General features: G+C 47.7%; 19 protein-coding genes. 16 read left to right on the forward strand and 3 right to left on the reverse strand.

Features of this window, described 5'->3' with window-relative positions; all coding sequences use genetic code 11:
* Nucleotides 1-21: 21 nt before the first annotated feature.
* Nucleotides 22-768 carry a hypothetical protein gene (locus IC229_RS30640; protein ID WP_190892083.1) on the reverse strand — a complete coding sequence of 249 codons (747 nt, stop codon included), beginning with the start codon at nucleotides 766-768 and terminating at the stop codon, nucleotides 22-24.
* Nucleotides 769-1,006: 238 nt separating this feature from the next.
* Here IC229_RS30640 and IC229_RS30645 point away from each other — a divergent pair, with 238 nt between their 5' ends.
* Nucleotides 1,007-1,567, forward strand: a complete 561-nt coding sequence (locus IC229_RS30645; protein WP_190892085.1) for an RNA polymerase sigma factor — start codon at nucleotides 1,007-1,009, stop codon at nucleotides 1,565-1,567.
* Between the two features lie 94 nt (nucleotides 1,568-1,661).
* On the opposite strand, the gene IC229_RS30650 is transcribed toward IC229_RS30645, so the two are convergent.
* Complete coding sequence (locus tag IC229_RS30650; protein ID WP_190892087.1) at nucleotides 1,662-3,377, reverse strand: hypothetical protein; 1,716 nt, start codon at nucleotides 3,375-3,377, stop codon at nucleotides 1,662-1,664.
* Between the two features lie 286 nt (nucleotides 3,378-3,663).
* On the opposite strand from IC229_RS30650, the gene IC229_RS30655 reads away from it, so the two are divergent.
* The 10 genes from IC229_RS30655 (at nucleotide 3,664) to IC229_RS30700 (ending at nucleotide 16,480) form a co-directional block, all read left to right on the forward strand.
* Nucleotides 3,664-5,229, forward strand: a complete 1,566-nt coding sequence (locus IC229_RS30655) for a hybrid sensor histidine kinase/response regulator (protein WP_190892089.1) — start codon at nucleotides 3,664-3,666, stop codon at nucleotides 5,227-5,229.
* Between the two features lie 89 nt (nucleotides 5,230-5,318).
* Nucleotides 5,319-8,930: a response regulator gene (locus IC229_RS30660; protein ID WP_190892091.1), complete on the forward strand. Its 3,612-nt coding sequence runs from the start codon at nucleotides 5,319-5,321 to the stop codon at nucleotides 8,928-8,930.
* 179 nt (nucleotides 8,931-9,109) lie between these two features.
* Nucleotides 9,110-9,475, forward strand: coding sequence for a response regulator (locus tag IC229_RS30665; RefSeq protein ID WP_190892093.1), 366 nt, complete (start codon nucleotides 9,110-9,112; stop codon nucleotides 9,473-9,475).
* A gap of 8 nt (nucleotides 9,476-9,483) precedes the next feature.
* The gene (locus tag IC229_RS30670; protein ID WP_190892095.1) at nucleotides 9,484-10,293 is read left to right on the forward strand and encodes a CheR family methyltransferase; all 810 of its coding nucleotides are present in this window, start codon (nucleotides 9,484-9,486) and stop codon (nucleotides 10,291-10,293) included.
* A complete protein-coding gene (locus IC229_RS30675) occupies nucleotides 10,275-10,853 on the forward strand; it encodes a chemotaxis protein CheB (protein ID WP_190892096.1) in 579 nt (192 codons plus the stop codon). Before IC229_RS30670 ends, IC229_RS30675 begins: the two co-directional genes overlap by 19 nt.
* Before the next feature lie 155 nt (nucleotides 10,854-11,008).
* Nucleotides 11,009-11,479, forward strand: coding sequence for a RidA family protein (locus IC229_RS30680; protein ID WP_190892098.1), 471 nt, complete (start codon nucleotides 11,009-11,011; stop codon nucleotides 11,477-11,479).
* 3 nt (nucleotides 11,480-11,482) lie between these two features.
* Nucleotides 11,483-12,598 carry a D-TA family PLP-dependent enzyme gene (locus IC229_RS30685; protein ID WP_190892100.1) on the forward strand — a complete coding sequence of 372 codons (1,116 nt, stop codon included), beginning with the start codon at nucleotides 11,483-11,485 and terminating at the stop codon, nucleotides 12,596-12,598.
* A 12-nt stretch (nucleotides 12,599-12,610) separates the two neighbouring features.
* Nucleotides 12,611-14,269 carry a sulfatase family protein gene (locus tag IC229_RS30690; protein ID WP_190892102.1) on the forward strand — a complete coding sequence of 553 codons (1,659 nt, stop codon included), beginning with the start codon at nucleotides 12,611-12,613 and terminating at the stop codon, nucleotides 14,267-14,269.
* 532 nt (nucleotides 14,270-14,801) lie between these two features.
* Complete coding sequence (locus IC229_RS30695) at nucleotides 14,802-15,617, forward strand: phytanoyl-CoA dioxygenase family protein (protein ID WP_190892104.1); 816 nt, start codon at nucleotides 14,802-14,804, stop codon at nucleotides 15,615-15,617.
* Nucleotides 15,618-15,706: 89 nt separating this feature from the next.
* Nucleotides 15,707-16,480, forward strand: a complete 774-nt coding sequence (locus IC229_RS30700) for an SDR family NAD(P)-dependent oxidoreductase (protein ID WP_190892106.1) — start codon at nucleotides 15,707-15,709, stop codon at nucleotides 16,478-16,480.
* 142 nt (nucleotides 16,481-16,622) lie between these two features.
* Here IC229_RS30700 and IC229_RS30705 read toward each other — a convergent pair whose 3' ends face one another.
* Nucleotides 16,623-17,027 (reverse strand): VOC family protein, encoded by a 405-nt coding sequence (locus IC229_RS30705; RefSeq protein WP_190892108.1) that lies wholly within the window; start codon nucleotides 17,025-17,027, stop codon nucleotides 16,623-16,625.
* Nucleotides 17,028-17,276: 249 nt separating this feature from the next.
* On the opposite strand from IC229_RS30705, the gene IC229_RS30710 reads away from it, so the two are divergent.
* The 5 genes from IC229_RS30710 to IC229_RS30725 all read left to right on the forward strand — a co-directional run bounded on the left by IC229_RS30710 (nucleotide 17,277) and on the right by IC229_RS30725 (nucleotide 24,631).
* Nucleotides 17,277-18,746: a DEAD/DEAH box helicase gene (locus IC229_RS30710; RefSeq protein WP_190892110.1), complete on the forward strand. Its 1,470-nt coding sequence runs from the start codon at nucleotides 17,277-17,279 to the stop codon at nucleotides 18,744-18,746.
* Between the two features lie 153 nt (nucleotides 18,747-18,899).
* Nucleotides 18,900-21,026: an outer membrane protein assembly factor BamB family protein gene (locus IC229_RS30715; protein WP_190892112.1), complete on the forward strand. Its 2,127-nt coding sequence runs from the start codon at nucleotides 18,900-18,902 to the stop codon at nucleotides 21,024-21,026.
* A 975-nt stretch (nucleotides 21,027-22,001) separates the two neighbouring features.
* A complete protein-coding gene (locus tag IC229_RS35490) occupies nucleotides 22,002-22,517 on the forward strand; it encodes a hypothetical protein (RefSeq protein ID WP_223834284.1) in 516 nt (171 codons plus the stop codon).
* 2 nt (nucleotides 22,518-22,519) lie between these two features.
* Nucleotides 22,520-23,290: a RagB/SusD family nutrient uptake outer membrane protein gene (locus IC229_RS35495; RefSeq protein WP_394355991.1), complete on the forward strand. Its 771-nt coding sequence runs from the start codon at nucleotides 22,520-22,522 to the stop codon at nucleotides 23,288-23,290.
* 93 nt (nucleotides 23,291-23,383) lie between these two features.
* Nucleotides 23,384-24,631: an alkaline phosphatase family protein gene (locus tag IC229_RS30725; protein ID WP_190892114.1), complete on the forward strand. Its 1,248-nt coding sequence runs from the start codon at nucleotides 23,384-23,386 to the stop codon at nucleotides 24,629-24,631.
* The last annotated feature ends 70 nt before the right edge of the window (nucleotides 24,632-24,701 follow it).

Below are 24,701 nucleotides of genomic sequence, written 5' to 3' on the forward strand. Positions count from 1 at the left end.
CGTAGTACGTCCGAATTTTTGCTAACGTAGCGAAGGTTCGGACGTATCGTTTTCTTCGAGGGTGAAATAATCGCCCAGTGTTTTGCCAGACTTATCTTTATACATCAGGATTTCAGTGCGCGACAGGCCAGCATTTTTACCAGTTGCTACGTAAATGCGTTTGCCGGGCATTTGTACTTTTTCCGACAAGCCACTGTACTCGTCATTAGCTGACACCTCATCAGCCATATACCGGATTCGACCGTCGGGTTCGATTGTAAGAAGATACGTTTTCCCATTTTTGCTGGCTCTGAAAATTCGTACAAAATCGTCAGATTCGCCATACACTAATCCGATTATATGCGGAAAATGGTCGTACTCGCCATTAGCATGTTTTCGGTCGATGGCAGCCCATTCGCGGTGCATGAGCGCTACGTACTGATCAAAATCCTCCCGACTGAACTGATTTGGTGAGAGATACAGCATCGTACTGGGATGTTGCACGGCGTTGTCAGGTTCGTTTCGATACGATACGTGATTTTTGTCGATGTAAACCCGTTTTGCCTCACCAAATAGGTCATCAGCGTAGGGCGGTCCCCAGTCGGTCGTCAGTGCATCAATAACGACTCGCTTACGATTTCCCAGTTTTATGGCATGGTCAATTCGGTTTGTACTGAAGCCTTTGGATTCCATAAACTGTACTTCATAAGGTTCTCCATTAAACGTACCGGTATGAAATGCCTTCCAGTTCTCACATCCGGTCAGTCCCCAAAATGTTAGAAAAAGCATGCTAGTTAATCTAGTACTACGTAGGGATACAGTAATAGCCATAGTTGAATAAGCGACAAATCAACGTTCACTTCTCTGTATTTTCAAAATAAATAATAGTAACCAACTCGGTTTTAACATCATTAAAATCGAAGCTTCGTATAGTTTATTTAATAGTTCTTATAGTATCCATAATGTTACTAATAATTCAATTATGCAAATACATAATTTTATGTTTCAACAATAACATACAATTAACATGCATAAGAGAACCAAGTACTTAACCGATGAACAATTAGTTTACCGATATCAGCGCAATCAGTTGGGCGATAGCTTCGAATTGCTTTACGAACGATACGTTCAGAAAGTATATCAGAAATGTCTGCACTTAACCAAGGATCATGAAGAAGCTCAGGATTTTACGCAGGATATTTTCCTCAAAGTGTTCGATAAATTAAATACCTTCCAACATCGATCCACTTTTTCTTCCTGGCTGTACGCGATCTCTCATAACTATTGCCTAAACAAGCTGAAAGCATCGAGACGCGTCCTGATTGTATCACTTTCTGATCAGGTTCGCGAACCTGAGCCAGCAGAAGAAGGAACTGATTATAGTTTTGAACAAAGAAGTTTGATTCTACTGCAAGTGCCAGAAGCTGACATTGTTGTGCTGAAACTTAAATACGAGCAAAACTTATCCATCAGGGAAATCGGTGAGCGTTTTCACGCATCGGAATCAGCGATAAAAATGCGGCTAAAACGGGCTCGCCGGAAGGTCGTTCAGCTTTATTACGCTGCCCATCCCGAAGGCAATAGTTAAGTTACTAGCTACCAGCCACCCCAATTTTATATGGTTTACAACGTAATAACACAACTATAGAACGCTACAACTTTACAACCCTATAACTCCCCTGCTAATACCGCCAGCTTTTCAAATCTGCTCCGGCAGGGTGATTGGCTTCGATACGTTTCAGGATTTTGTCGATATACATGGTGTTATAGCGCAGTCGGCTGATATAATTGGGCTGCGTTGGGTCGCCGTTCCAGCAGTGCTCGGCGCGATCGCCGTAAGCAACTTCACTGCCAGCCGGCGGATTTTTTACGCTTTTCAGAAAATCCTCCATCAGGTAGACCGCATTGTTGAGGTAATAATTGTCCATATCTCCGCAGTAGATGTGAATCTTGCCTGTCAGTTTCGGCCCAAGCGTTTTCCAATCGCGACGTAGTATGTGCATCAGGTCGAAGTGTTCGCGCCAGTACGCAGCAACGGCTGGGTCGATTTCGCCAGTCAGTTTATTCCAGATACGTTTTGGATACCCATCGGAACCCACGGGCGAATAAACAGCCTCCCAGATATCGAACTGATCGCCCGAACGCGAATGCGTACCCAGAACCAGTTCGCGGTGGTTGGTTTCTTCGGTGGTGCATTTCAATTGTCCTAAATAATTACGTTGTGCAGGGCGGGGCGTGCGTCGAAATGGCCCTTCGCTGTAATAGGCGTTTTTATCTTTATAGAGATTAAAATTTGTGTAAGCGTCGAACGTAATGGGATCGGGGCAGGCCGCGAAACAACCGTTGAATTCGTCCGGATAAAACGTTTGCACGGCTAAGGCTTCCCAGCCTCCTGTTGAGCCACCATACGTGAAACGCGCCCAACCCTGACCAATTCCCCGGAAACGTTTCTCAATTTCAGGCAGCAGTTCATACATAATCGCATCACCATACGGCCCCAGATTTTCGGAGTTAACAGCGTAAGAATCATCGTAATACGGATTAGCGTGCTGAATTTCCACAATCAGCATTCGGGGAAAATCCTTACTCGTCCATTTTTTATAAAAGTCATACGCTTCCTGAGCCTCGATTTTCTTATAACCATAAATATGAAACCGTTCGCTGTAATCAGTCGTGTCCATATTGGCGGGCGGTGGCGTTTCGCTGAAACCACCAAAATCATCCGGAAAATGCCCGTGATAAATGCAGAGTGGATAACGCGCTTCGGGGTGTTCATCGAATCCAGCCGGTATCAATACGTGTGCGCCCAGGTATATCGGGCGTCCCCAGAACTCCGTCAGGCGTTTGCTCTGGATTTTGATATGCTTGATAAACTTTGTGTCTTTTGGCTCAACAATCGGCGAATTCACCTGATCCATCACCAAAGCAATGGACTGCTTACTCCCCGCTTTCAAACTGATTTTCTGTGGCTTACTAAATAAATTCCCAGGAGCCACACGCCAGTTCTGCCCTTCTCCCCTGTCCATAGGCAGTTTCACTACGTGACCATCTTTCCGGTTGAAAGTTTCGTATTTATGCAGCACGGCCTGAACGTAGTAATCGCCCGCAGGCAGTTCTTTTAAACTCTTTTTCGGATAACCAAACACGCTGGCATCAACCACGGCGGCCTGACCCGGTTTCAATCCGTTCACATCTACGCCAAAAATCTGTGCTGTTTCAACCGCATCGCTCACCTGCTGGCGGGGTTCTGGTTTATTGTTTTTAGCCAGAATGAGCAACAGACGCCCATCGAGCGGTTTGGCCGACTGGTTTGCCGGGAACGTAACGGAGAAGGTGGGAGCCTGCGCGAACGTAACACTCGTCAACAGACTCAGGCAAAGAAATAGTTTGTGTTTCATGAATAGAGTTCAGGTTGATTTTCAGCAGGTAAGATAATAAATGGTTTTTTACAACTTATCGCATACTTTCAAAAATGAGCGCATTTGTCATGCTTCCTTCATCAGCATGACAAAAAACGGTACATACCGTATAATTCAGTTATTTGGAAGCACTTCGGGATGCATTCTATATTCACAAACAATTTCCCAGAAGTACATTAAATAGGATATACACTCCGAATACCAACTTCTGATCAAATTTTCGGACATTTGACATCGCCCTCAGCGTTTTAGCCAATACGTATACATGATTTTAATTGTTGATGATAGGCCAGAGAATATTCTTCCGCTAAAAAAGCTCCTCGAACTACATCGTTTCTCAGTCGACACGGCAGAATCAGGCGAAGAAGCACTCCGAAAAGTCCTCAATACTACGTACTCAATCATCATTCTGGATGTTCAGATGCCAGATATGGACGGCTTCGAAGTAGCCAATGCCATTGCTGGTTTCAGTAAAGCCAAATACACATCCATCATTTTCCTGTCGGCGGTCAATACCGAAAAAAAGTTCATTACCAAAGGCTACACCTCGGGGGGTATCGACTACCTCACCAAACCCGTCGACCTCGATATTCTGGTACTGAAGATAAAAACACTCCAAAAACTTTACGAACAGCAGCAGGAACTACGTAACACGCAGGAATCACTCCGGAAAGAAGTGGAGGTTCGCACGCAGGCTCAGGAGGCACTTACCCAACAAATGCAGGCGTTGGAGGGGGTGCTGTCGTCGCTGCCGCAGATGGCGTTCACCGTTACGTCCGATGGCCAGCTCGAATATGTGAACGAACACTGGTACCGTTATTCAAGCGACCCAAAAAAGCTGCCCGAATGCCACCCCGACGACGACATCTGCGATGAGTGGGACGTAGCGTTTAGTCAGGGAATGGAGTTTACACGCGAGCTGCGGTTGAAAGATCTGACGACGGGTGAGTTTCGGTATCATCTGCTACGTATCGTTCCGATCAGGCAACAGGACGTAGTAGTACGCTGGATTGGTACGTTCACCGACATACATCCCCAGAAACAGGCCGCTGAACTCCTGGAACAACAAGTTGAGTTACGCACCAGTGAATTGTTGCTTAAAAACACCGAACTGGAGCAGACAAATCATGAACTTCAGCAGTTCAGCTGGGTAGTATCGCACGATTTGAAAGAACCGCTTCGGAAAATTCAGTTACTCAACGATACCATTAAGGAAAAATTCCTGAAAGAAAACGAAGAAGCAGTTGGGTACCTCGACCGCTCCATTCGGGCGTCGGCGCGGATGGCCACGCTCATCAGCGATTTGCTGACGTATTCCCGGTTATCGAATCCCGAGACGTATCAGCCCACCAATCTGAATACGTTGCTGGACGAATTATTGCTGGATTTTGACGAAACGATCAGCCGAACCGGTGCTAAAATAAGCATCGATACATTTCCAACTATTGAAACGATGCCCGGTCGGATACGGCAGGTTTTTCAGAATCTGATAAGTAACGCACTCAAGTTCGTGAAACCCGACGTAGCACCCATCATTCATATTAAGGCCGAACGTATTGCTACGTTAGCCATTGATGGAGAGCCCGATACCAACGGTTCGTACTGCCGGATTGTGGTGCAGGATAACGGCATCGGTTTCGATGAAAAATTCCTGGATCGCATTTTTGTTATTTTCCAACGGCTCCATACACGTAGCAGTTTCGAAGGTACGGGCATTGGGCTGGCCATCGCCAAAAAGAACATTGAGAAACACCACGGCCTCATTACGGCTCAAAGCCGCGAAGGCGAAGGTGCCCGGTTTAGTATCGTTTTACCCATCAAACAAGTGTAATAAGTAGATGTATGATGTATCATATATGATGTCTTTTGCTCTGATCATCAAGATATACATCATATATATAAAGAAATTCTGGTTTTGCTATGCCTCCATCCTCAACGTCAAATTCAGTTATTAAGCAGCTTCAGATTGTCTTTACAATCTCTACACTGCTGTTGCTGCTTAGTCTGGCGGCTTCTTTTTTCAGCATTCAGAAATTGATCAGTAATTCACGACTGGTCAATCATACGAATCAGGTGTTACTCGAAGCCGAGAACATCATTTCGATCATGAAAGACGCCGAAACCGGACAGCGCGGGTTTCTGGTGACGCTCGATCCCCTTTTTCTTCAACCTTATAATGGTAGCCGTGAGAAAGTAAATATCAGTTATAAAAATCTCGTCGACTTGACGTCCGACAATCCGGCTCAGGAAGAGAATCTTACCCGGATTAAGTCGCTGTACGAAGCCAAATTTGCTCAAATGGAGCGCGTCATTAATTTGACCCGACGTAACCGGGCGTTTCTCCGCGACACGGTATCACGTAATGACGAAATGGTGAAGGGGAAACTGGTTATGGACGATTTAAGGACATTCGTCAACCGGATAAAAACCTCAGAAGAAGAACTGCTTAAGAATCGCGTTGAGCAGCAGGAAATGTATATTACGTACACGCCTTTTCTGTTGATTATTGCCGCCATCATTTCCATGCTGATTACGGGCTTCACGTACATACGTATCAAAAACGATATGGACGAGCGGATTGCCCGTCAGGAAGCCGATGAAGCTAAATACATAGAAACGGCCAAGCGGATTTCGGTGATGGAACATATCACGCAACGTATCGCCAGTGGCGACTATGCAGTACGTAGTGACGATACCCGTGACGATGATCTCGGACGTATCTCCCACGCGCTGAACCAGATGGCGGCTTCGCTCGAACAGACCTTCAATGATTTGAATGCCAAAAACTGGCTACAGGCAGGTTCCGTCGCACTGAGCGATGCCATTAGGGGTGAACGTGACATCAAGAAACTGGCCTCCCAATTGCTTACTACGTTTGCTGATTATCTGAATGCGCCACTCGGAACCCTTTACCTGAACGATAGCGAAGTCGGCTTTAAACTGGCCAGCACCTTCGCTGCGACAAAGGCTCCCGATACGGTCAGCATTGGGCAGGGATTGCTTGGTAAGGCTATCGAACGTAAAAAAACGATGGTTATTCAGGATATTCCAGAGGATTACGCCCGAATTTCGTCGTCTCTGGGCGATACGTTACCGCGAGCCGTTATTCTCGCGCCACTGATGTATGGCAATACGTGCCTGGGCGCACTGGAACTGGGACTGCTACGTGTTCCTGAACCACTTGAACTCAGCTTTGTAGAAGCTAATCTGGAAGCTGCCGCTATTGCTGTCAATGCCGCACAGGATTACCTGAAACTGCAAAATTTCCTGGAAGAAACCCAGGCCCAGTCGGAAGAATTGCAGTCGCAACATAATGAACTGGAAACCCTGAATGCTGAGCTGGAAATGCAGGCGCAGCGACTCCAGACCTCCGAAGAAGAACTGCGTGTGCAGCAGGAAGAGTTGCAGCAAACCAACACGGAACTGGAAGAACGAGGTTTATTGCTGGAAGAGAAAAACGAAGAAATCCAGAAAAAAGCCGACGAACTGGAATTGGCAACTCGCTACAAATCAGAGTTTCTGGCCAACATGAGCCACGAACTCCGAACGCCACTCAATTCCATTCTACTGCTGAGTCGACTCCTGTCTGAAAACACCGAAGAAAACCTATCCGACGATCAGATTGAATACGCCAAGGTGATTCAGTCGTCGGGGAACGGGCTGCTTGGACTGATTGACGAAATCCTGGATTTATCGAAGATTGAAGCCGGGCAGATGAAACTGGATTATCAGCCCGTATCCATCCGCGACATTACCGACGAGCTTCAGGCACTGTTTGCGATTCTGGCAAAAGAAAAAGGGCTGGAGTTTTCGATTTCAGTTGAGTCAGACGTACCATCGTCTATCGAAACCGACAAAATACGGCTTGGGCAAATCCTGAAAAACCTGCTGTCGAATGCCCTGAAATTCACCGCCAAAGGAAGCGTTACGTTATCGATCAAACGTAGTGAGAACCGTATTGGCGAGCCCACGCTCCTGTTTACCGTTGCCGACACCGGCATTGGAATTCTGCCCGAAAAACAGCCGATTATTTTCGAGGCTTTCCAACAGGCCGACGGCTCCACCAAACGAAAATACGGTGGTACGGGACTGGGGCTGTCCATCAGCCGAGAACTGGCTAAACTGCTTGGGGGCGAAATCACATTGGTCAGCCAGGTCAATAAAGGCAGTACGTTCACGGTACAGGTACCGATTTCAGCAGCCTACGTAGCATCGGAACCAGCGCCAACTCCCAAGCCCGTCAGCATTGCCCCCGTTCAGCCGACAACTTCCGTAAAAGAGCCTGATAAATACGTCAGTGTCAATATCCCGGAAGCCGTTCCCGACGACCGGAAAGACATTGTAGCGGGCGATAAAGTCATTCTTATTGTTGAAGATGACACCAATTTCGCCAAATCGCTGCTCGATTACACTCGTAAAAAAGGCTACAAAGGCGTCGTAGCGGTGCGCGGTGATGAGGGTCTGCGATTGGCTGCGGCTCTGAAACCCATCGGCATTCTACTCGATATTCAGTTGCCGGTGATGAGTGGCTGGGAAGTGATGGATGCCCTGAAAGCCGACCCAAAAACTCGGCCCATTCCCGTACACATCATGTCGTCACACAAGATGAAAAACGAAAGTCTGCTAAAAGGAGCCATCGATTTTGTCGACAAACCCGTCGCGTTTGAGCAGATGCAGACCGTTTTCAAACGACTTGAATACGTACTGAATCGCGATCCCAAGAAAGTCCTGATTATTGAAGATAACCCCAAGCACGCTAAAGCGCTGGCCTATTTCCTGGAATCGTTCAACATTACGTCGGAACTAAAAGACAACGTAACAGAAGGCATCGACGCGCTGAAACGTAAAGAAGTCGACTGCGTCATTCTGGATATGGGCATTCCCGACAGCCGAGCTTACGAAACGCTGGAAGCTGTCAAGAAAAATCCGGGACTTGAAAACCTGCCGATTATCATTTTCACGGGCAAGAGTCTGTCGATGGCTGAAGAGTTGAAAATCAAGAAATACGCGGATTCGATTATCATTAAAACAGCTCATTCATACCAGCGTATGCTCGATGAAGTGTCCCTGTTTTTGCATCTGGTTGAAGAAAACAAACAGGCGGACAGTAAAAAAGGCTCATCCCGAAAACTTGGCGCGTTGAATCAGGTGCTTACGAACAAAACAGTACTAGTTGCCGACGACGACGTACGTAACATTTTCTCGCTGTCGAAAGCGCTGGAACAGTACAATATGACCGTTGTGGCCGCCCTGAACGGACAGGAAGCACTGGAGAAATTGGGTGAAAATCCCGGCGTTGATATTGTTCTGCTGGATATGATGATGCCTCAGATGGATGGCTACGAAACCGCCCGCAAAATTCGGGAACATTACCAATGGAAAAACCTGCCCGTAATTGCCGTAACGGCCAAAGCCATGACCGGCGACCGCGAAAAATGCATTCAAGCCGGAGCGTCCGATTATATTACTAAACCCGTCGACATTGATCAGCTTGTGTCGCTGCTACGTGTCTGGCTTTATGAACGGAATTAGAAATTTACAGTTTACGTTCGCGTTTACCACTACCTCCTAAAACAGGAGGTGGCTACTAAGGAGTGTATTTGTGTCCTCATTCTAAACGAGAGTCAACTACTAGCGGTTGACGTTGAGAAAGCCCCTCCTAAAACAGGAGGGGTTGGGTTGGTAAGCGCGAACAAAACAATTTTTCCACCATGTCTAAAAAGCGAATCCTGATTATTGACGATGACCCCCGCAATATTTTTGCGCTGACTGCTACGTTACGGGCCAAAAGTTTCGACTGCGTATCGAAGCAGCGTGCACAGGACGCGCTGGACCTGCTGGCTACTGACGAACGTATCGACGCTGTTCTCATCGACATGATGATGCCTGAAATGGATGGGTATGAAGCCATTCCCCGCATTAAAAACCTGCCCAATCGAGAGGATATACCTATTTTTTCGGTGACGGCGCAGGCTATGGTTGGCGACCGCGAAAAGTGCCTGCGGGCGGGTGCTACGGAATATATTTCCAAACCGATTGATGTAGACAGGCTGTTAGCCCTACTGTCGACAATTTAAGCGACGTTATGATTGAAGAACCCGAAATCGATATCCTCCTGAACGACCTGCTGGAAGAACATGGGTACGATTTTACCCATTACGCCCGCGCGTCGCTGAAACGACGGATCAATCGGCTGATGGCACTGGACAAATTTCCGAGTTTTGCCGAACTAAGGTATCGAGTCAAATCCGACGCTACGTATATCAAGCGGTTCGTGGAGGAGCTGACTGTGAACGTGACGGAAATGTTTCGTGACCCACTGTTTTACAAAACGTTACGTGAAGACGTATTGCCAACACTGGCCGCCAAGCCGTTTATCCGAATCTGGCACGCCGGTTGCTCTACAGGAGAAGAGGTTTTTTCGATGGCCATCTTACTTCAGGAAACAAACCTGTTTCACAAATCGATTCTGTACGCCACCGATCTGAATCCTGACGTACTGGAAAAGGCCCGCAAAGGCATTTTTAGCCTGGCGCCAATGAAACAGTATTCCGAAAATTATATGCTGTCGGGCGGGAAGAATGATTTTTCAAGCTATTACACAGCGCAGTACGGCCATGTTAAATTCAAGGAAGAACTTGTGAAGAAAATGGTTTTTTCGACGCACAATCTGGTATCAGACCGTTCCTTCAACGAATTCGACCTTATTCTTTGTCGGAACGTACTGATTTACTTCGACAAAGCCTTACAGGAACGCGTACTGAACCTGTTCGACGACAGTCTGGGTTCGCTCGCTTATCTGGCCCTCGGCGCAAAAGAAACGCTCAAATTCTCCTCGTTACAGTCCAGATTTAAACAGATATCCCGCGAAAAAATATGGCGAAAAATCGGGTAATCGATTCTTGTCAGATGCTGATGATTGGCGGGTCAACGGGTAGTATCGAAGTTTTGCTGCAACTGCTGCCTGCTCTGAAAACACCATTGCCCTTTGCGCTGGTACTGGTAATTCATCGAAAAAACACAGCCGACTCGACACTCGTCAACCTGCTTGCGCTCAAAACAGACATTCCGCTTCAGGAAGTCGATGATAAAGACGCGATTCTGCCCGGTACGATTTATCTCGCCCCCGCTGATTATCACTTGTTAATCGAACAGGACAAGACGTTTTCGCTGGACGATTCAGAGAAAATCAATTACAGCCGTCCTTCCATCGACGTAACGTTTGAGTCGGCCGCCGATGTTTACGGCCCATCGTTAGTTGGTATTTTGTTATCAGGAGCTAATACCGATGGAACAGCCGGTTTAAACGCCATCAAAAACGCGGGCGGGGTTACGGTAGTCCAGAAACCCGAAACTGCTCAGGTACCCTTCATGCCGCAGCAAGCCATTGAGGGCGCTCCTATTGATTGGGTGCTGGATGTAAAGGAGATGGAAGGGTTTATAAACGATGAGTGATGAACGGTCCGCCGTTGCGGTTTGCTGACGCCAGTAACTATTGAGTGCGTCAGCAAACCGCAACGGCGGACCGTTCATCACTCATCGTTCATCACTATTCACTTATTTTTTCGTAAATCGCAGGCCATAAAGAGCCGCTCATTCAATTATAGTCTATGTCAGTTGTTTCGCCGGAAGTTGCCTTTGCCCAGACGGGCCTATCATTACCACCAGCCCCTAAGCCGCTGGGTGTCTATAAACCGTTTTTCATTGATGGTAAATACCTGTATGTATCGGGCCACGGTCCCGTACAGGACGATAAAAGTCTGATTATCGGACGTATCGGTGCTGATATGGATATTGAAGCCGGGAAGCTAGCTGCCCGGCAGGTTGGCCTGACGATTCTGTCGACCATTAAAACGAATCTGGGAAGTCTGGATCGGGTCAAACGAGTTATTAAAGTGCTTGGCATGGTCAACTGTACGCCCGATTTCGAACGCCATCCTTACGTTATTAATGGATGCAGCGAGTTGTTTGCCACTGTCTGGGGCGAAGAAAATGGAATTGGTGTTCGGTCGGCGGTGGGCATGGGTTCATTGCCCGATAATATTCCGGTTGAAGTGGAAGCCTTATTTGAACTGGCCTGACCTATGGAACAGTCGCCCTGGTATCAGATTGACAACCTGACTCACCTTGATACACCCGCGCTGGCTGTGTATCCTGACCGCGTGAAGGCGAATATCGCTGCTCTGCTCCGAGCGATTGGCGATGTGAGCCGGCTACGTCCGCATGTGAAAACTAACAAATCGCGGGAGGCCAGTCAACTGCTGCTGGAAGCCGGGATTCGAAAGTTCAAATGCGCAACTATTGCCGAAGCCGAAATGCTGGCGATGATTGGTGCGCCCGACGTACTGCTGGCCTACCAGCCCAACGGCACCAAAATGCATCGGCTGCTGGAGCTCATCACTACGTATCCAAACACGCAGTTTTCCTGCCTGGTCGATAACGTAGCAACAGCCCGTCAGTTGTCGGAACTGGCGGTAACGGCCAACGTAGTGATTCCGGTTTTCATCGACCTCAACGTGGGTATGAATCGGACGGGAATCGCACCCGGTGAAGCTGTATTGTCGCTTTACGCCCAGCTCGACCAGCTACCAGGAATACGTCCGATGGGACTCCACGCTTACGACGGGCACATTCGCAATCCCGACCTTGCCTTACGGACAAAAGAATGCGACGCTGCTTTCTGGCCTGTACAACTGCTGAGCGAAACCATTACGTCGCGGGGCTTCGACAAACCCATTCTCGTGATGGGCGGCAGTCCTACGTTCCCTATTCACGCTCGACATGCGGGCGTCGAATGCAGTCCTGGTACGTTTATTTACTGGGACAAAGGCTACAAAAACGGCTTGCCAGAGCAACATTTTGAACCGGCCGCGCTGGTGGTTACGCGGGTCATTTCGCTGCCAACCTCCACACGCATCTGCGTCGATTTGGGGCATAAATCGGTGGCGGCCGAAAATGAGTTAAGCGAACGTGTTACGTTCCTGAATGCGCCCGAACTCAAAGCTGTCGGGCAGAGTGAAGAGCATCTGGTATTGGAAGCAGGCGAAGGGCATCCGTATCAGGTGGGCGACGTACTCTACGGTCTGCCGATCCACATTTGCCCCACCGTTGCCCTTTACGAACGCGCCTATACCATTGAAAATGGCGACGTAACCGGTGAGTGGCAAACCATCGCCCGCGACCGAATTATTTCCGTATAAACGTAGTAGACGATGTATAAACTGATCATTTCGGGACTTCTGCTAGGTGTTCTGGCTACATCGTTTATCAGCCGGAAACTCGTACAGCCGGATCAGCAGCCCATTCAACCAAATATTCTCTGGATTACCTGCGAGGATATGTCGCCCCGATTGTCGTGCTATGGCGAAAAGGATCTGAAAACGCCCAACCTCGATCAGTTGGCGGCTGAAGGGACTCGTTATACGCGCGTATACGCAACAGCGGGTGTATGCGCGCCCGCTCGTTCGTCTATCATTACGGGCATGTACCCGACGTCCATCGGTACCCAGCACATGCGCACCGTTCAGCTAACGCCTGAAGCCAGTCAATATCTGAAGATGAAAGGCTATTCGGCTGTTATTCCTGAAGCGGTACGTTGTTTTCCCGAATACCTCCGAAAAGCGGGCTATTACTGCACCAACAACGATAAGCAGGATTACCAATTTCTGCCGCCCGTGACGGTTTGGGACGAAAGCAGCAAAAAAGCACACTGGCGAAATCGTCAGGCGGGAAAACCATTTTTCTCCGTTTTCAATCTGATGATTACGCACGAATCGCAGCTTTGGTCGCGGGAGAACGAGCCATTGCTGGTTCGTCCCGAAGACGTAACGATTCCGACGTATTATGCTGATACTAAAACCGTTCGGCACGACATCGCCCGGCATTTATCGAATGTAATCCGGATGGATTCCATTGCTGGTACGCTTATCAGGCAGTTAAAAGAAGACGGACTTTACGATAATACCATCATTTTTTTCTTCTCCGACCATGGCGACGGACTGCCCTTCGTCAAGCGGGAATTGTATGACCGGGGATTGCGCGTGCCGATGATCGTGCGCATTCCCGAAAAATTCAGGGTAAATGGCAGTAAACCAAAAGGTGGCACCGACAATCAGCTCATTAGCTTTGTTGATTTGGCTCCTACCATGCTGTCGCTGGCTAATATCGCGCTGCCAGAGTATTTACAAGGACAGGCATTTCTGGGCGAAAAAAGGACTTCAACTCCCCGAAAATACATTTTTGCCGGTCGCGACCGAATGGATTTACCAGTAGACCGCGTCCGGGCCGTTGGTGACGGTCGGTATAAGTACTACCGGAATTTTATGCCCGAAAAACCGTATTATCAGGACATTACGTATCGGCTGAGTATTTCGATGATGAAAGAAATGCTTCAGTTACGTAACGAAGGCAAACTAAACGCGGCCCAAATGCTGTGGTTTCGGCCTACAAAGCCACAGGAAGAGTTATGCGATACGCAAGCTGACCCCAACGAGTTTACGAATCTGGTCGATAAGCCCGCGTACAAAGCCAAATTACACGAATTACGAGGGCAAATGGACGCCTGGCTCAAACGAGTTGGGGATAAAAGTGCCCTGCCAGAACCAGCCATGATCAAACAGATGTGGAATGGCGGAGATGAACCTCCCAAAACAGCCGACCCAGAACTTGTTACGTCGGGGCGAACGGTCAGCATTCGGTGTGCTACGTCCGGAGCATCTATTGGATACGTATTGAAAAGCGGTGGTGACCAATCGAACACTTGGCGTGTTTACGGTGGCGGAAAGCTGGCGCTGCAAACTGGTGATTCGCTACGTGTATTGGCGCAACGTATCGGTTATCGCCCCAGTAAGGAAATAAAAATGAAGTTGTAATTCAGGTGGTTCTTTCGTTGCCAACTTGTCAGAAGACAACACCAAAACTTAATCTCTCCAGGCTTAAATCATTACCCAACCAGAGCGTGTTCATTTGCTCGGTGTAACGGCATAGATGACACACTTTAATGAACACGCTCTGATTGGGTTTCTTACGTTTAATTAAAATCAGACCTGAACAGCGGCAGAGGGCCATCAGAAATAAAATTTGAGCATTTCGGGTTCGGAGGAATTGATTGGGTACCGATCAATATGGCACCCGGATATTATCGGATTGTGACTGAATATCTGTAAAACTACCTATCAAAACGCTGATTAACAGCAAAAACAACCGTTTATCAACTATCACAGACCCAACTACTTAGATGCTTTCTAATTAAAGTCGTATTAATTAAATTGCGGCAAAGTAATCCTAAAATTGTAAATTTCGTAGATTTGGGCTTTCAAATAAACCGTTATGTCTGCGCACATTGGACAAGCGCGGTAAGCGGTTGGCATCAAATACGGAACTCCCGAATTGTAAACCACCGATATGAGCAAATTAACCTTGCCGCCCTTTAAACTGGGCGAAACTATTACACCGGAACAGCGCCAGTTTTTCAATAAGTACGGCGTTATTGTTTTCCGTAATTTTATTGAGCCGGAAACGGTGAAATTATTCATCAGCGAAACAGAACGTATTGAAAAGGAATGGCTGGATGAAGGCCGTGACAAAGTAAACGGTGTTCCGCTGAAATTTGGTCAGGACGAAGCGGGTAATCCTATGATTCAGCGGATGTGTTTCCTGTCTCAGCATAGTAAAGCACTCCACGAGTTTTTGCAGGACCCACGCCTTCAGGCTACTGTTGATCTGCTACAACCCTATGAAGGACGTATCGCTGAAATCGAAAAAGACGGGCTTATTCTAAACCACTACGTTCGTACCCCCAACAGTAAGTTCTCGCAAATGGGCTGGCATACTGATAGCCCTCGCGATATTTTCCTCGGTCAGCGCATCATGCCGATGCTCAACGTGGGTATCCACCTGAATCCTACTCCTTATGAGAATGGTGGGCTGCGTGTAATTCCGGGAACGCACAAGCAGGGGATCTTCAAAATGCTGTTCCGCAAAAAGTACTTCGTTGATAACGACCCAGACAAACATGAAATTGGTTTCGATATCAACGCTGGTGATTTGTCGGTACATGACGGACGTCTTTGGCACCGGGCGCAACAGTCGCCGTTTTTTGGCGAAGCCAGCCGTCGGCGTGTAATGTACGTACCGGTCGTAACGGGCAAATACATGCCTAAACACGAGAACAGCAAAACGCCGTTCTACCACCGGTTTATCTCGAAGGTTAATATTTAAGAAGTAGCTAGTCGTCAGTCGCTAGTCAATAGTAAAAAGCGGACGCATTACTATTGACTAGCGACTGACGACTTTTTTATAACTAGTTTATGGCTTACGCCCTCATTACGGGAGCCAGCAAGGGAATCGGTCTGGCGATTGCGAAGGAGCTTGCCCGGCAGAAATTCGATTTGCTGCTGGTAGCCCGCTCCGAATCACTGCTAAAGGAAACCACTCGTCAATTGGCTAGCGAGTACGCTGTGAAAACGGATTTTCTGGCAATCGACTTGGCCCAGGCAGGTGCGGCACAGCAAGTATTCGACTGGTGCAACAAGAAGAAATACGTCATTCAGATGCTGGTTAATAATGCCGGTTATGGGTTGAGCGGCCCGTTTGAAAAGCACGCCCTCGCTGAACACCTCGACATGATGCAGGTTAACATGACAACTCTGGTTCAGTTGACGTATCTTTTCCTGCCACAACTTCATCAGCAACCCAAAGCTTATATTCTGAATATTGGCAGTTCGGCGGCTTATCAGGCAGTTCCCGGCTTAAGTCTTTATTCAGCATCGAAAGTGTTTGTGCTACAGTTCAGTCGTGGTTTACGGCAGGAATTAAGAAAGTCGTCGGTTTCCGTTACGTGTGTATGCCCCGGTTCCACCGATACCAACTTTGCCGAACGCGCCCAGATTGGTGAAAAAGGACGTAAAGCAGCCGAGAAAGTCAATATGACGCCCGAGGACGTAGCGAAACAGTCCGTCGATGCTACGTTATCCGGTAAAACTGAAGTAGTGACCGGCCTGTTGAACAAAGCCGGAAAGCTGATGGCCTGGCTCTTGCCCAAAGGACTGGTTGAGAAAACAGCTGGCAGTATTTACGACTAACGTATTGCTGACGCTAGGGGCTTTGATAGGCTCAGCCTGATAAGCCAGATTGAGTTTACAAATTTAAGTACACTGTCAGGCTGAGCCTGTCGAAGCCCCTAGCGTCAGCAATGTGCTGTAAAACAGAAATTTATAGTATAGATTAGTCTAACTCACTAAGCGTTGACGTTTCAAACAGCGTGAATTGTATGCCTGCGGGGTCTTGCATACGTTGCACTTTACTCCAGGGTGCTTGCTTGACTTCGGCTAATTTCACGGCTCCTGCTACAGCTAATTCAGCGCCCGCCGTCATAATGGCATCGCCCACTTTGAACGCTAATCGGACTGGACCAGCCACCCGTTTCCCCACTTCGATTTCATCTATTTTTTGGGCATGGCTGCTGTCAATCAGCTCGAGAGAAGCCCGGCCAGCATCTAGGATAATACCGTTTCCAGTGGGCTCATGCCATTCTTTTGATGTTTCTAATCCCAGCGCATCCCGATAAAATTTAATTAATTCATCAAGATTGTCGACTGTCAGAATAATTCTTAATTCTGTTGATTTCATCTTGTTGTGTTCTGTGAATGTGTTACTAATTTGACGTTTGTTCGTCAAACGTAACTCAGTTAACGAACATAAAGTTGCCTATGGAATATCGTTCAGGTACTGCTAATTCTAATCCCCTTTTTGTACTTCGCCAATAAATGGCACTTTATTTGCCCCGGCGTAGTTGTACACGTATAACTTTATAAAGACGTTGGATGCCGGACTTAACTTTTTGTTCTTTTCCTTTGCCTGCCGACGTCCACCCAACACATGCAATTTTCAGATTTAAATTTAATTGAACCCATCCGGAAAGCACTTGCCGAGGAAGGGTATACGACCCCAACCCCCATTCAGCAACAAGCCATACCCATTCTGTTAAACCGTCGCGACCTGCTGGGTTGCGCACAGACCGGTACCGGCAAAACAGCGGCCTTTGCTATCCCTATTCTGCAACTTCTCAACGAAGAACGTAGCAAGAACCCCAAAGCGCCCCGACGCATTAAAACGTTGATACTCACACCAACACGTGAGCTAGCTATTCAGATCGACGAAAGTTTCGCGGCCTATGGGCGCCATTTGAATCTGCGCCATGCCGTCATTTTTGGTGGTGTTTCGCAACATAGTCAGGTGAATGCGCTTAAGGCTGGTCTAGACGTATTGATTGCAACACCTGGTCGGTTACTTGACTTGATGAACCAGGGGTTTGTTTCATTACGTGACGTGCAGTTTTTCGTCCTCGACGAAGCGGATCGTATGCTTGATATGGGCTTTATTCACGATGTGCGTAAAGTAATCACACGTCTGCCAGAACGTCGGCAAACGTTGTTTTTCTCAGCAACCATGCCGCCCGACGTAGCAAAGCTGGCCGATACAATTCTGCATAATCCGGCGAAGGTTGAGGTAACTCCCGTTTCGTCAACCGCCGATACGATTCAGCAGGCCATGTATTTTGTTGGTCGTGATGATAAACGGAAACTACTTGTTCATATTCTGAACGACCGTGCTATCCGTTCGGCGCTGGTTTTTGCGCGAACTAAACATGGTGCAGATAAAGTAGTTAAAGACCTGCAAAAAGCTGGTATTCAAGCCGAAGCCATTCACGGCAACAAGTCGCAAAACGCCCGGCAACGTGCGTTATCGAATTTTAAAACCCGCCAGACGCGTGTTCTGGTTGCGACCGATATTGCGGCACGGGGTATTGACGTCGATGAGCTATCGCACGTTATCAACTACGAGCTTCCGAATATTCCTGAAACATACGTTCACCGAATCGGACGTACTGGTCGAGCTGGTAACGACGGGATTGCTCTCTCTTTCTGCGATGCCGAAGAAACGGCGTATCTAAAAGATATTCACAAACTTATCGGCAAGCAGGTACCCGTTGTAGAAGAACATCCTTTTGTATTGAACGTAAATATGGCGGTTGTAACGCCCCCCCCCGCCCAACGGCAGGGACGTAGTGCTAATCGTCCAAACGAGCAACGACAAAACAACAATCGGTCGCATAATGCAAAACCGAGCGGTAGTTCGACCCGAACAAATGAACGACGACCAAGTGGTAATTCTGTTCAGCGTGAAGATAACCGTAATCAGCAACGTAGCAGCACAGGCAGCCGCCCCGAACAGCGGCAACCCAATGCAGGGAACAGCCAGCCTCGACGTAACAGTCGTGAACAGCAGACCTCTCGGGGCACTAGTAATAGTCGCTACCTAGATTTTAGCTCCGACAAAAATTACTAACGATCAGCCCCGGCCAAAAACCGGGGCTTTTTTGACGTAATATGGACTGCCGATCTCGTTACGTCAAGTCTTTTAATCCGGCCGGCCAGTAGTAAAGGGTAGTTGCTCCGATCTTGGTTCTTTTAGAAAGAACTATTGACTACCTTTTTTTGCATGAAAAGAACACTCCTACTTGTGCCATTTTTTGCTCTATTAGCCCTCGGCTGGTCTCAGTATCGTCAGAATACGTCCGATACCAACCCAAATGATGGTACCAATTGGAGCGAATACCTGGGCGGCCCCGACCGGAATCATTACTCCTCCCTGACACAGATTACGCCCCAAAATGTCAGTCAACTGCAGGTAGCCTGGATGTATTCAACTCCTGATAGCGGTCAGATTCAGACGAATCCAATTATTGTAGACGGTGTATTATATGGGGTTACTCCTACCGTAAAAATATTCGCCCTTGATGCAGCTACGGGTAAAGAAATCTGGCGTGCAGGTGATCCACTGAAAGCCTGGTATAGTACATGCCGGGGCGTTACGTATTGGGAATCGGGCGACGACAAACGCATCCTGTATACCGTTGGCTCAATGCTATATGCCCTCGATGCAAAAACTGGCAAATCAATCCCAAGTTTCGGCGTAAATGGGCATACTGATCTGCATCAGGGCTTGGGTGAATCAGCAAAAGACAAGTTTGTTATTTCTAACACGCCCGGAGCCTTGTTCGAGGATTTGATCATTATGCCGTCGCGAGTATCTGAAGATGTAGGTGGAGCACCAGGCTACATCCGGGCATTCAACGTTCGGACGGGTAAGCTCGCGTGGGTGTTCCGAACCATCCCCTACCCCGGTGAATTTGGGCATGATACATGGCCGAAAAATGCCTATAAAAACCCGGATATTGGGGCAGCCAATAACTGGGCTGGTATTGCAGTCGACCGAAAACGAGGTATTTTATTCGTTCCTACAGGCTCAGCTTCTTATGATTTTTACGGCGGGAATCGCACTGGTCAAAACCTGTTCGCTAACTGTCTGCTGGCTCTCGACGCCCGAACGGGCAAACGACTCTGGCACTTTCAGGCGGTTCACCACGATATTTGGGACCGTGATTTTCCGGCACCTCCCAATCTGGTGACAGTAACCCAGAACGGCAAAAAAATCGACGCGGTTGCGCAGGTTTCCAAAATGGGCTTAGTGTTTGTGTTTGATCGGGTCACGGGTAAGCCTCTTTTTCCGATTAAAGAAGTACCTGTTCCCAAATCCGATATTCCTGGCGAAGTTAGTTGGCCTACACAGCCCATTCCGCAGAAGCCCGCTCCGTTTGCCCGACAAGTTATGACCGATGCCGATATCAATCCGTATTCTACGGATAAAGATTCATTGCTGGCGCTCTTTCAGAAAGTCGGCAAGCGATCTTACGAACCGATCAGCAAACGCGGTTCTATACTGTTCCCGGGCTGCGATGGCGGGGCCGAATGGGGTGGTGCTGCTGCTGATCCAGAGGGTACGCTGTACGTCAATGCCAACGACATTCCGTGGCTGTTCACGATGATTGATGCACCAAAAGCCGACGCTTTAGCCCACCTAAGCCCCGGCCAGCGCGTTTATACACAAAACTGCCTTTCCTGCCACGGCCCAGAACGTAAAGGCAATGCACGTAGCGGCTACCCGTCGCTAGTCGACATTGGTCAAAAACGGGATCGCACCTATGTAACGCAGATTATCAGCAGCGGCAAAGGCATGATGCCCGGTTTTACAGCCCTATCGGCCGAAGACAAACAGGCGTTAGTATCTTTTCTCTTCAACGATGAGAAGCAGGAAGTGGCTAGTAGTTCACCTTATCCCTCTAAAGCCAAAGAAGCCTATTTACCATACAAGGTAAAGGGCTACATTAAGTTTCAAGACAGTAAGGGGTTTCCGGCTATCAAGCCGCCCTGGGGAACGCTTAGTGCAATTGACTTGAACACAGGCGAGTACAAATGGAAAATCCCACTTGGCGAAGAAGCTGATCTAAAAGCTAAAGGTATCGATAATACGGGCACCGAAAATTACGGTGGTCCAGTCGTTACGGCTGGTGGCGTCCTGTTCATTGCTGCCACGAAAGACGAGAAATTTCGGGCTTTCGATAAAAAAACAGGCAAACTGCTTTGGGAAGCCAACTTGCCAGCCGCCGGTTTTGCTACGCCATCGACGTATCAGATTGGTGGTAAACAATACGTAGTGATCGCCTGTGGCGGTGCCAAGTTGGGGGCTAAACGAGGCAATCAATACGTAGCGTTTGCTTTGCCTTAGTCAATAATCTACTTATTTCAAAAGTAGCTGGTATTTCAATATGAGTGGATACCGGCTGCTTTTACGTTGATTTATATTGGTATACGGCATTATATTTCCAAAATTACAATATTTAAGTATATTATATTTACTATATTATATACATAAGTAGCAAGTAATTTTCAAAATTATCACAAGAATTATATCTTGACGAGTATCGTATAAATAATATTTACAACTATATAAGTATTTGTAAAACAAAAAAAAGCATCTTAAAAAATAAACTATATTTCATGATAAGAGTTGTTGTTAGTGTAACTCATTAAGGTGTCATTCTCAACAACATTTATGACTCTGGTTCAGAAAATTCATTAAGCGCTATACGTAGATCCGGAATCGATCAATGACGGCTATGGCTGGGCTTACCCGTTCCAGCGAAAAATGGCATTTGGGCTGAATATCGACCTTTAATTTCATCTCCTCAGACAATCATGAAAAAGACAATACCGTAATCCTGCTAAGCAGTTTACTCGTCGGGACTGTTGCCTGCAAGGACGATTTTCTGGATCGCTACCCACAGACGGCCATATCGCCTGAATTATTCTTCAATACAGAAGAAGATCTGTCACTGTATATCAATGGCCTGGTATCGATACCGGGGACGGATTCGTACCTGAACGAACAAAATACAGATAATGCCGCCACCACGGGCGCCGTAGAAGTGAAAACGATTATGACGGGTACCCCACCGCTCAGAACATTACGTCGGGTTGGAGTTGGGAACGGCTACGTAACATTAATTATTTCCTGAGCAATTACCGGAAGGCAGTTGTTCCGGTTACGGTCAGCAATCACTACGTTGGTTTAGCCCGCTACTATCGAGCTAGTTTTTATTTCGACAAGGTTAATCGTTATTCCGACGTACCGTGGTATTCGGGAACGCTAAGTCCCGACGATAAGGACCTGTTCAAAGCGCGCGATTCCCGTTCAATGGTTATGGACAGCGTAATGGCCGACCTTGCTTTTGCAGCCGCCAACGTGCGAGAGGAGGTTCCGACCGGTCCCCCCGGCAAGTGGGCGGTAAAGCTGTTCCAGGCTCGCGTGGCCTTGCATGAAGGTACGTTTCGTAAATACCACAACGAACTTAATTTGAAAGCGACTGCCGATACGTTTCTGGAAACGGCAGCTATTGTATCCAATGAGATCATCTCTTCAGGGAAATTTTCGGTTTATAATACTGGCAAGCCTGCTGAAGATTACGCTACGTTGTTTGCCAGCCAAAACCTTCTGACCAACTCTGAAGTGATTCTGGCAAACATATATGGCGTTGACAAAAAACGTAACGGAGGTCAGAATTTCTTTGTTTTCGGCGATTATGAACAAGCCCCTTCCCGCGATTTGGTGCAAACGTATCTGATGAAAGATGGTAGCTTTTTTCTGGCCAAACGGGTTATCAACAATTCGGATTTGTCCAGGAATTTCAGAACCGTAATCCCCGCCTTTACCAAATAGTAGTGTATCCAGCCTGGATTCGTCAGCCCGATACTCAACCATATATTCAACGGCTGAACAAGAATTTCACGGGTTACCACCAGTTAAAAGGGTTCATTAATACCACAGTAGCCTCGGTTAAGGGCAGGGTCGATTTCCCGGTTTATCGCTACGCTGAAGGGCTGCTGATTTACGCCGAAGCCCAGGCCGAACTAAGCAAACTAACTCAGGTCGATCTGGACAGGTCGATCAATCTGCTACGTAAGCGTGCTGGTCTGCCCAATCTCGATCTAGTCAAAGCGAATGCAGTTATTGACCCGTTTCTAGCCGAAAAATATCCTAATCTCAGTGGAAATAACCGAGGTGTACTGCTGGAAATCCGGCGCGAACGGCGAGTCGAAATGGCCTTTGAAAATTCCCGATACGACGATCTAATGCGCTGGCAGGCTGGTAATTTATTGGCTCGTATTCCTGAAGGTATGTATTTTCCCAAACTCGGAAATTATGACCTGACAGGCGATGGCGTTGATGATATCGTCCTGATTGATAAAGCTACGTCTATCCCGGCGGAACAGAATAAGGAAAAAAATTCGCTGGGCATTACGCTGATTTATTACCGGGCCGGCAGCACCAGCGACGACGTAACAGTTTATCTACGTAATGGAGCAAACGGCGGCACTATGGCTACGGAAACCGCTTCCCGTAAATTTGAAGAACCCAAGTTCTACTACCGGCCTGTACCACAGCAGCAGGTGTTGTTCAATCCACAGTTGAAACAGATTTTTGGTTGGTAAATTTCTTGATAAATTAACGCAACTTACCTACAAATACGGTCACAGGTTGTGTTTGCAGGTAAGTTCCAACTTCTATCGTTACAGATTCTTCTAATGATAAATCGCCTGTTTAGGTACTTTATTTTCCTTTGGTTTGTGGTCTTGTTCAGTGCCTCTACGAGTTTGGCGCAGATCAACAAGAACAAGGTATTATTCGTAATCGTTGATGGCATTCCGGCCGACGTCATTGAAAAAGTTGAAACCCCTCATCTGGATGCCATTGCGAGAGAAGGCGGCTACGTTCGGGCTTATGTGGGCGGTCAGAAAGGGACGTATTCACAAACGCCAACCATTTCGGCAGTGGGCTATAACAGTTTACTGACTGGTACGTGGGTGAACAAACACAACGTCTGGGACAACAGCATCAAAGCCCCCAATTACCACTACTGGACCATATTTCGCTTTCTTGAAGATCAATATCCGCAGAAGAAAACGGCTGTTTTCTCGACCTGGCTGGATAATCGTACGAAGCTGATTGGCGAGGGTCTTCACGAAACTCAGCCGTTACGTATCGACCATTCGTTCGATGGTCTGGAGATAGATACAGCTCAGTTCCCGCACGATAACGATTCGCAGTACATTCATAAAATCGACGAGAAGGTAACTGACGCAGCTGCTACGTATCTGACCAAGCAAGGACCGGATTTGACCTGGGTTTATCTGGAATATACCGATGACATGGGGCATCGGTACGGCGATAGTGACCGTTTCTACGACGCAGTTAAAATCATGGATAACCAGATGGGCCGACTCTGGAAAGCGGTGCAGCACCGGCAGAAAACTTTCGGCGAAGACTGGCAAATATTCATCACAACCGACCACGGTCGGACAGCCAATACCGGTAAAGACCACGGTGGTCAATCAGATCGGGAACGTAACACCTGGATTGTCACTAATGCCAAAGGGCTCAATACGTATTTCCGGAAATCAACGCCCGCCATTGTCGACATCATGCCCACGATGGCGCAGCATCTAAATCTAAAAATCCCCAAAAATCAGGCGTTCGAAATTGACGGCATTCCGCTGACAGGCAAGTTATCGCTGAGGCAACCAGTCGTCCAGAAAGAAGACAAACGTATTACGTTAACCTGGACTCCCATTGACCCAGAAGGAACGGTTAAGATCTGGCTTTCAACAACCAATACGTTCGAAGAAGGCAAACCCGATACGTATCAGCAGATGGTCGAAGTGCCTGTCAAAGTCGGCAAAACCGTTATCGACGTATCGAAACTGCCTACTGGTTTTTATAAAATTGTGCTGGAAGGCCGATATAATACGTTAAACCGCTGGATTGTGGAGTAGATTTCCTATCAAGCTGACCGGGTCGCGGGAGGGGGGAGGAGGGGGGGTGGCGGGGTATGGCGAGGTGGTG

Origin of the sequence: Spirosoma profusum, assembly GCF_014699005.1 — a bacterium.
GTDB classification, from domain to species: Bacteria; Bacteroidota; Bacteroidia; order Cytophagales; family Spirosomataceae; genus Spirosoma; species Spirosoma profusum.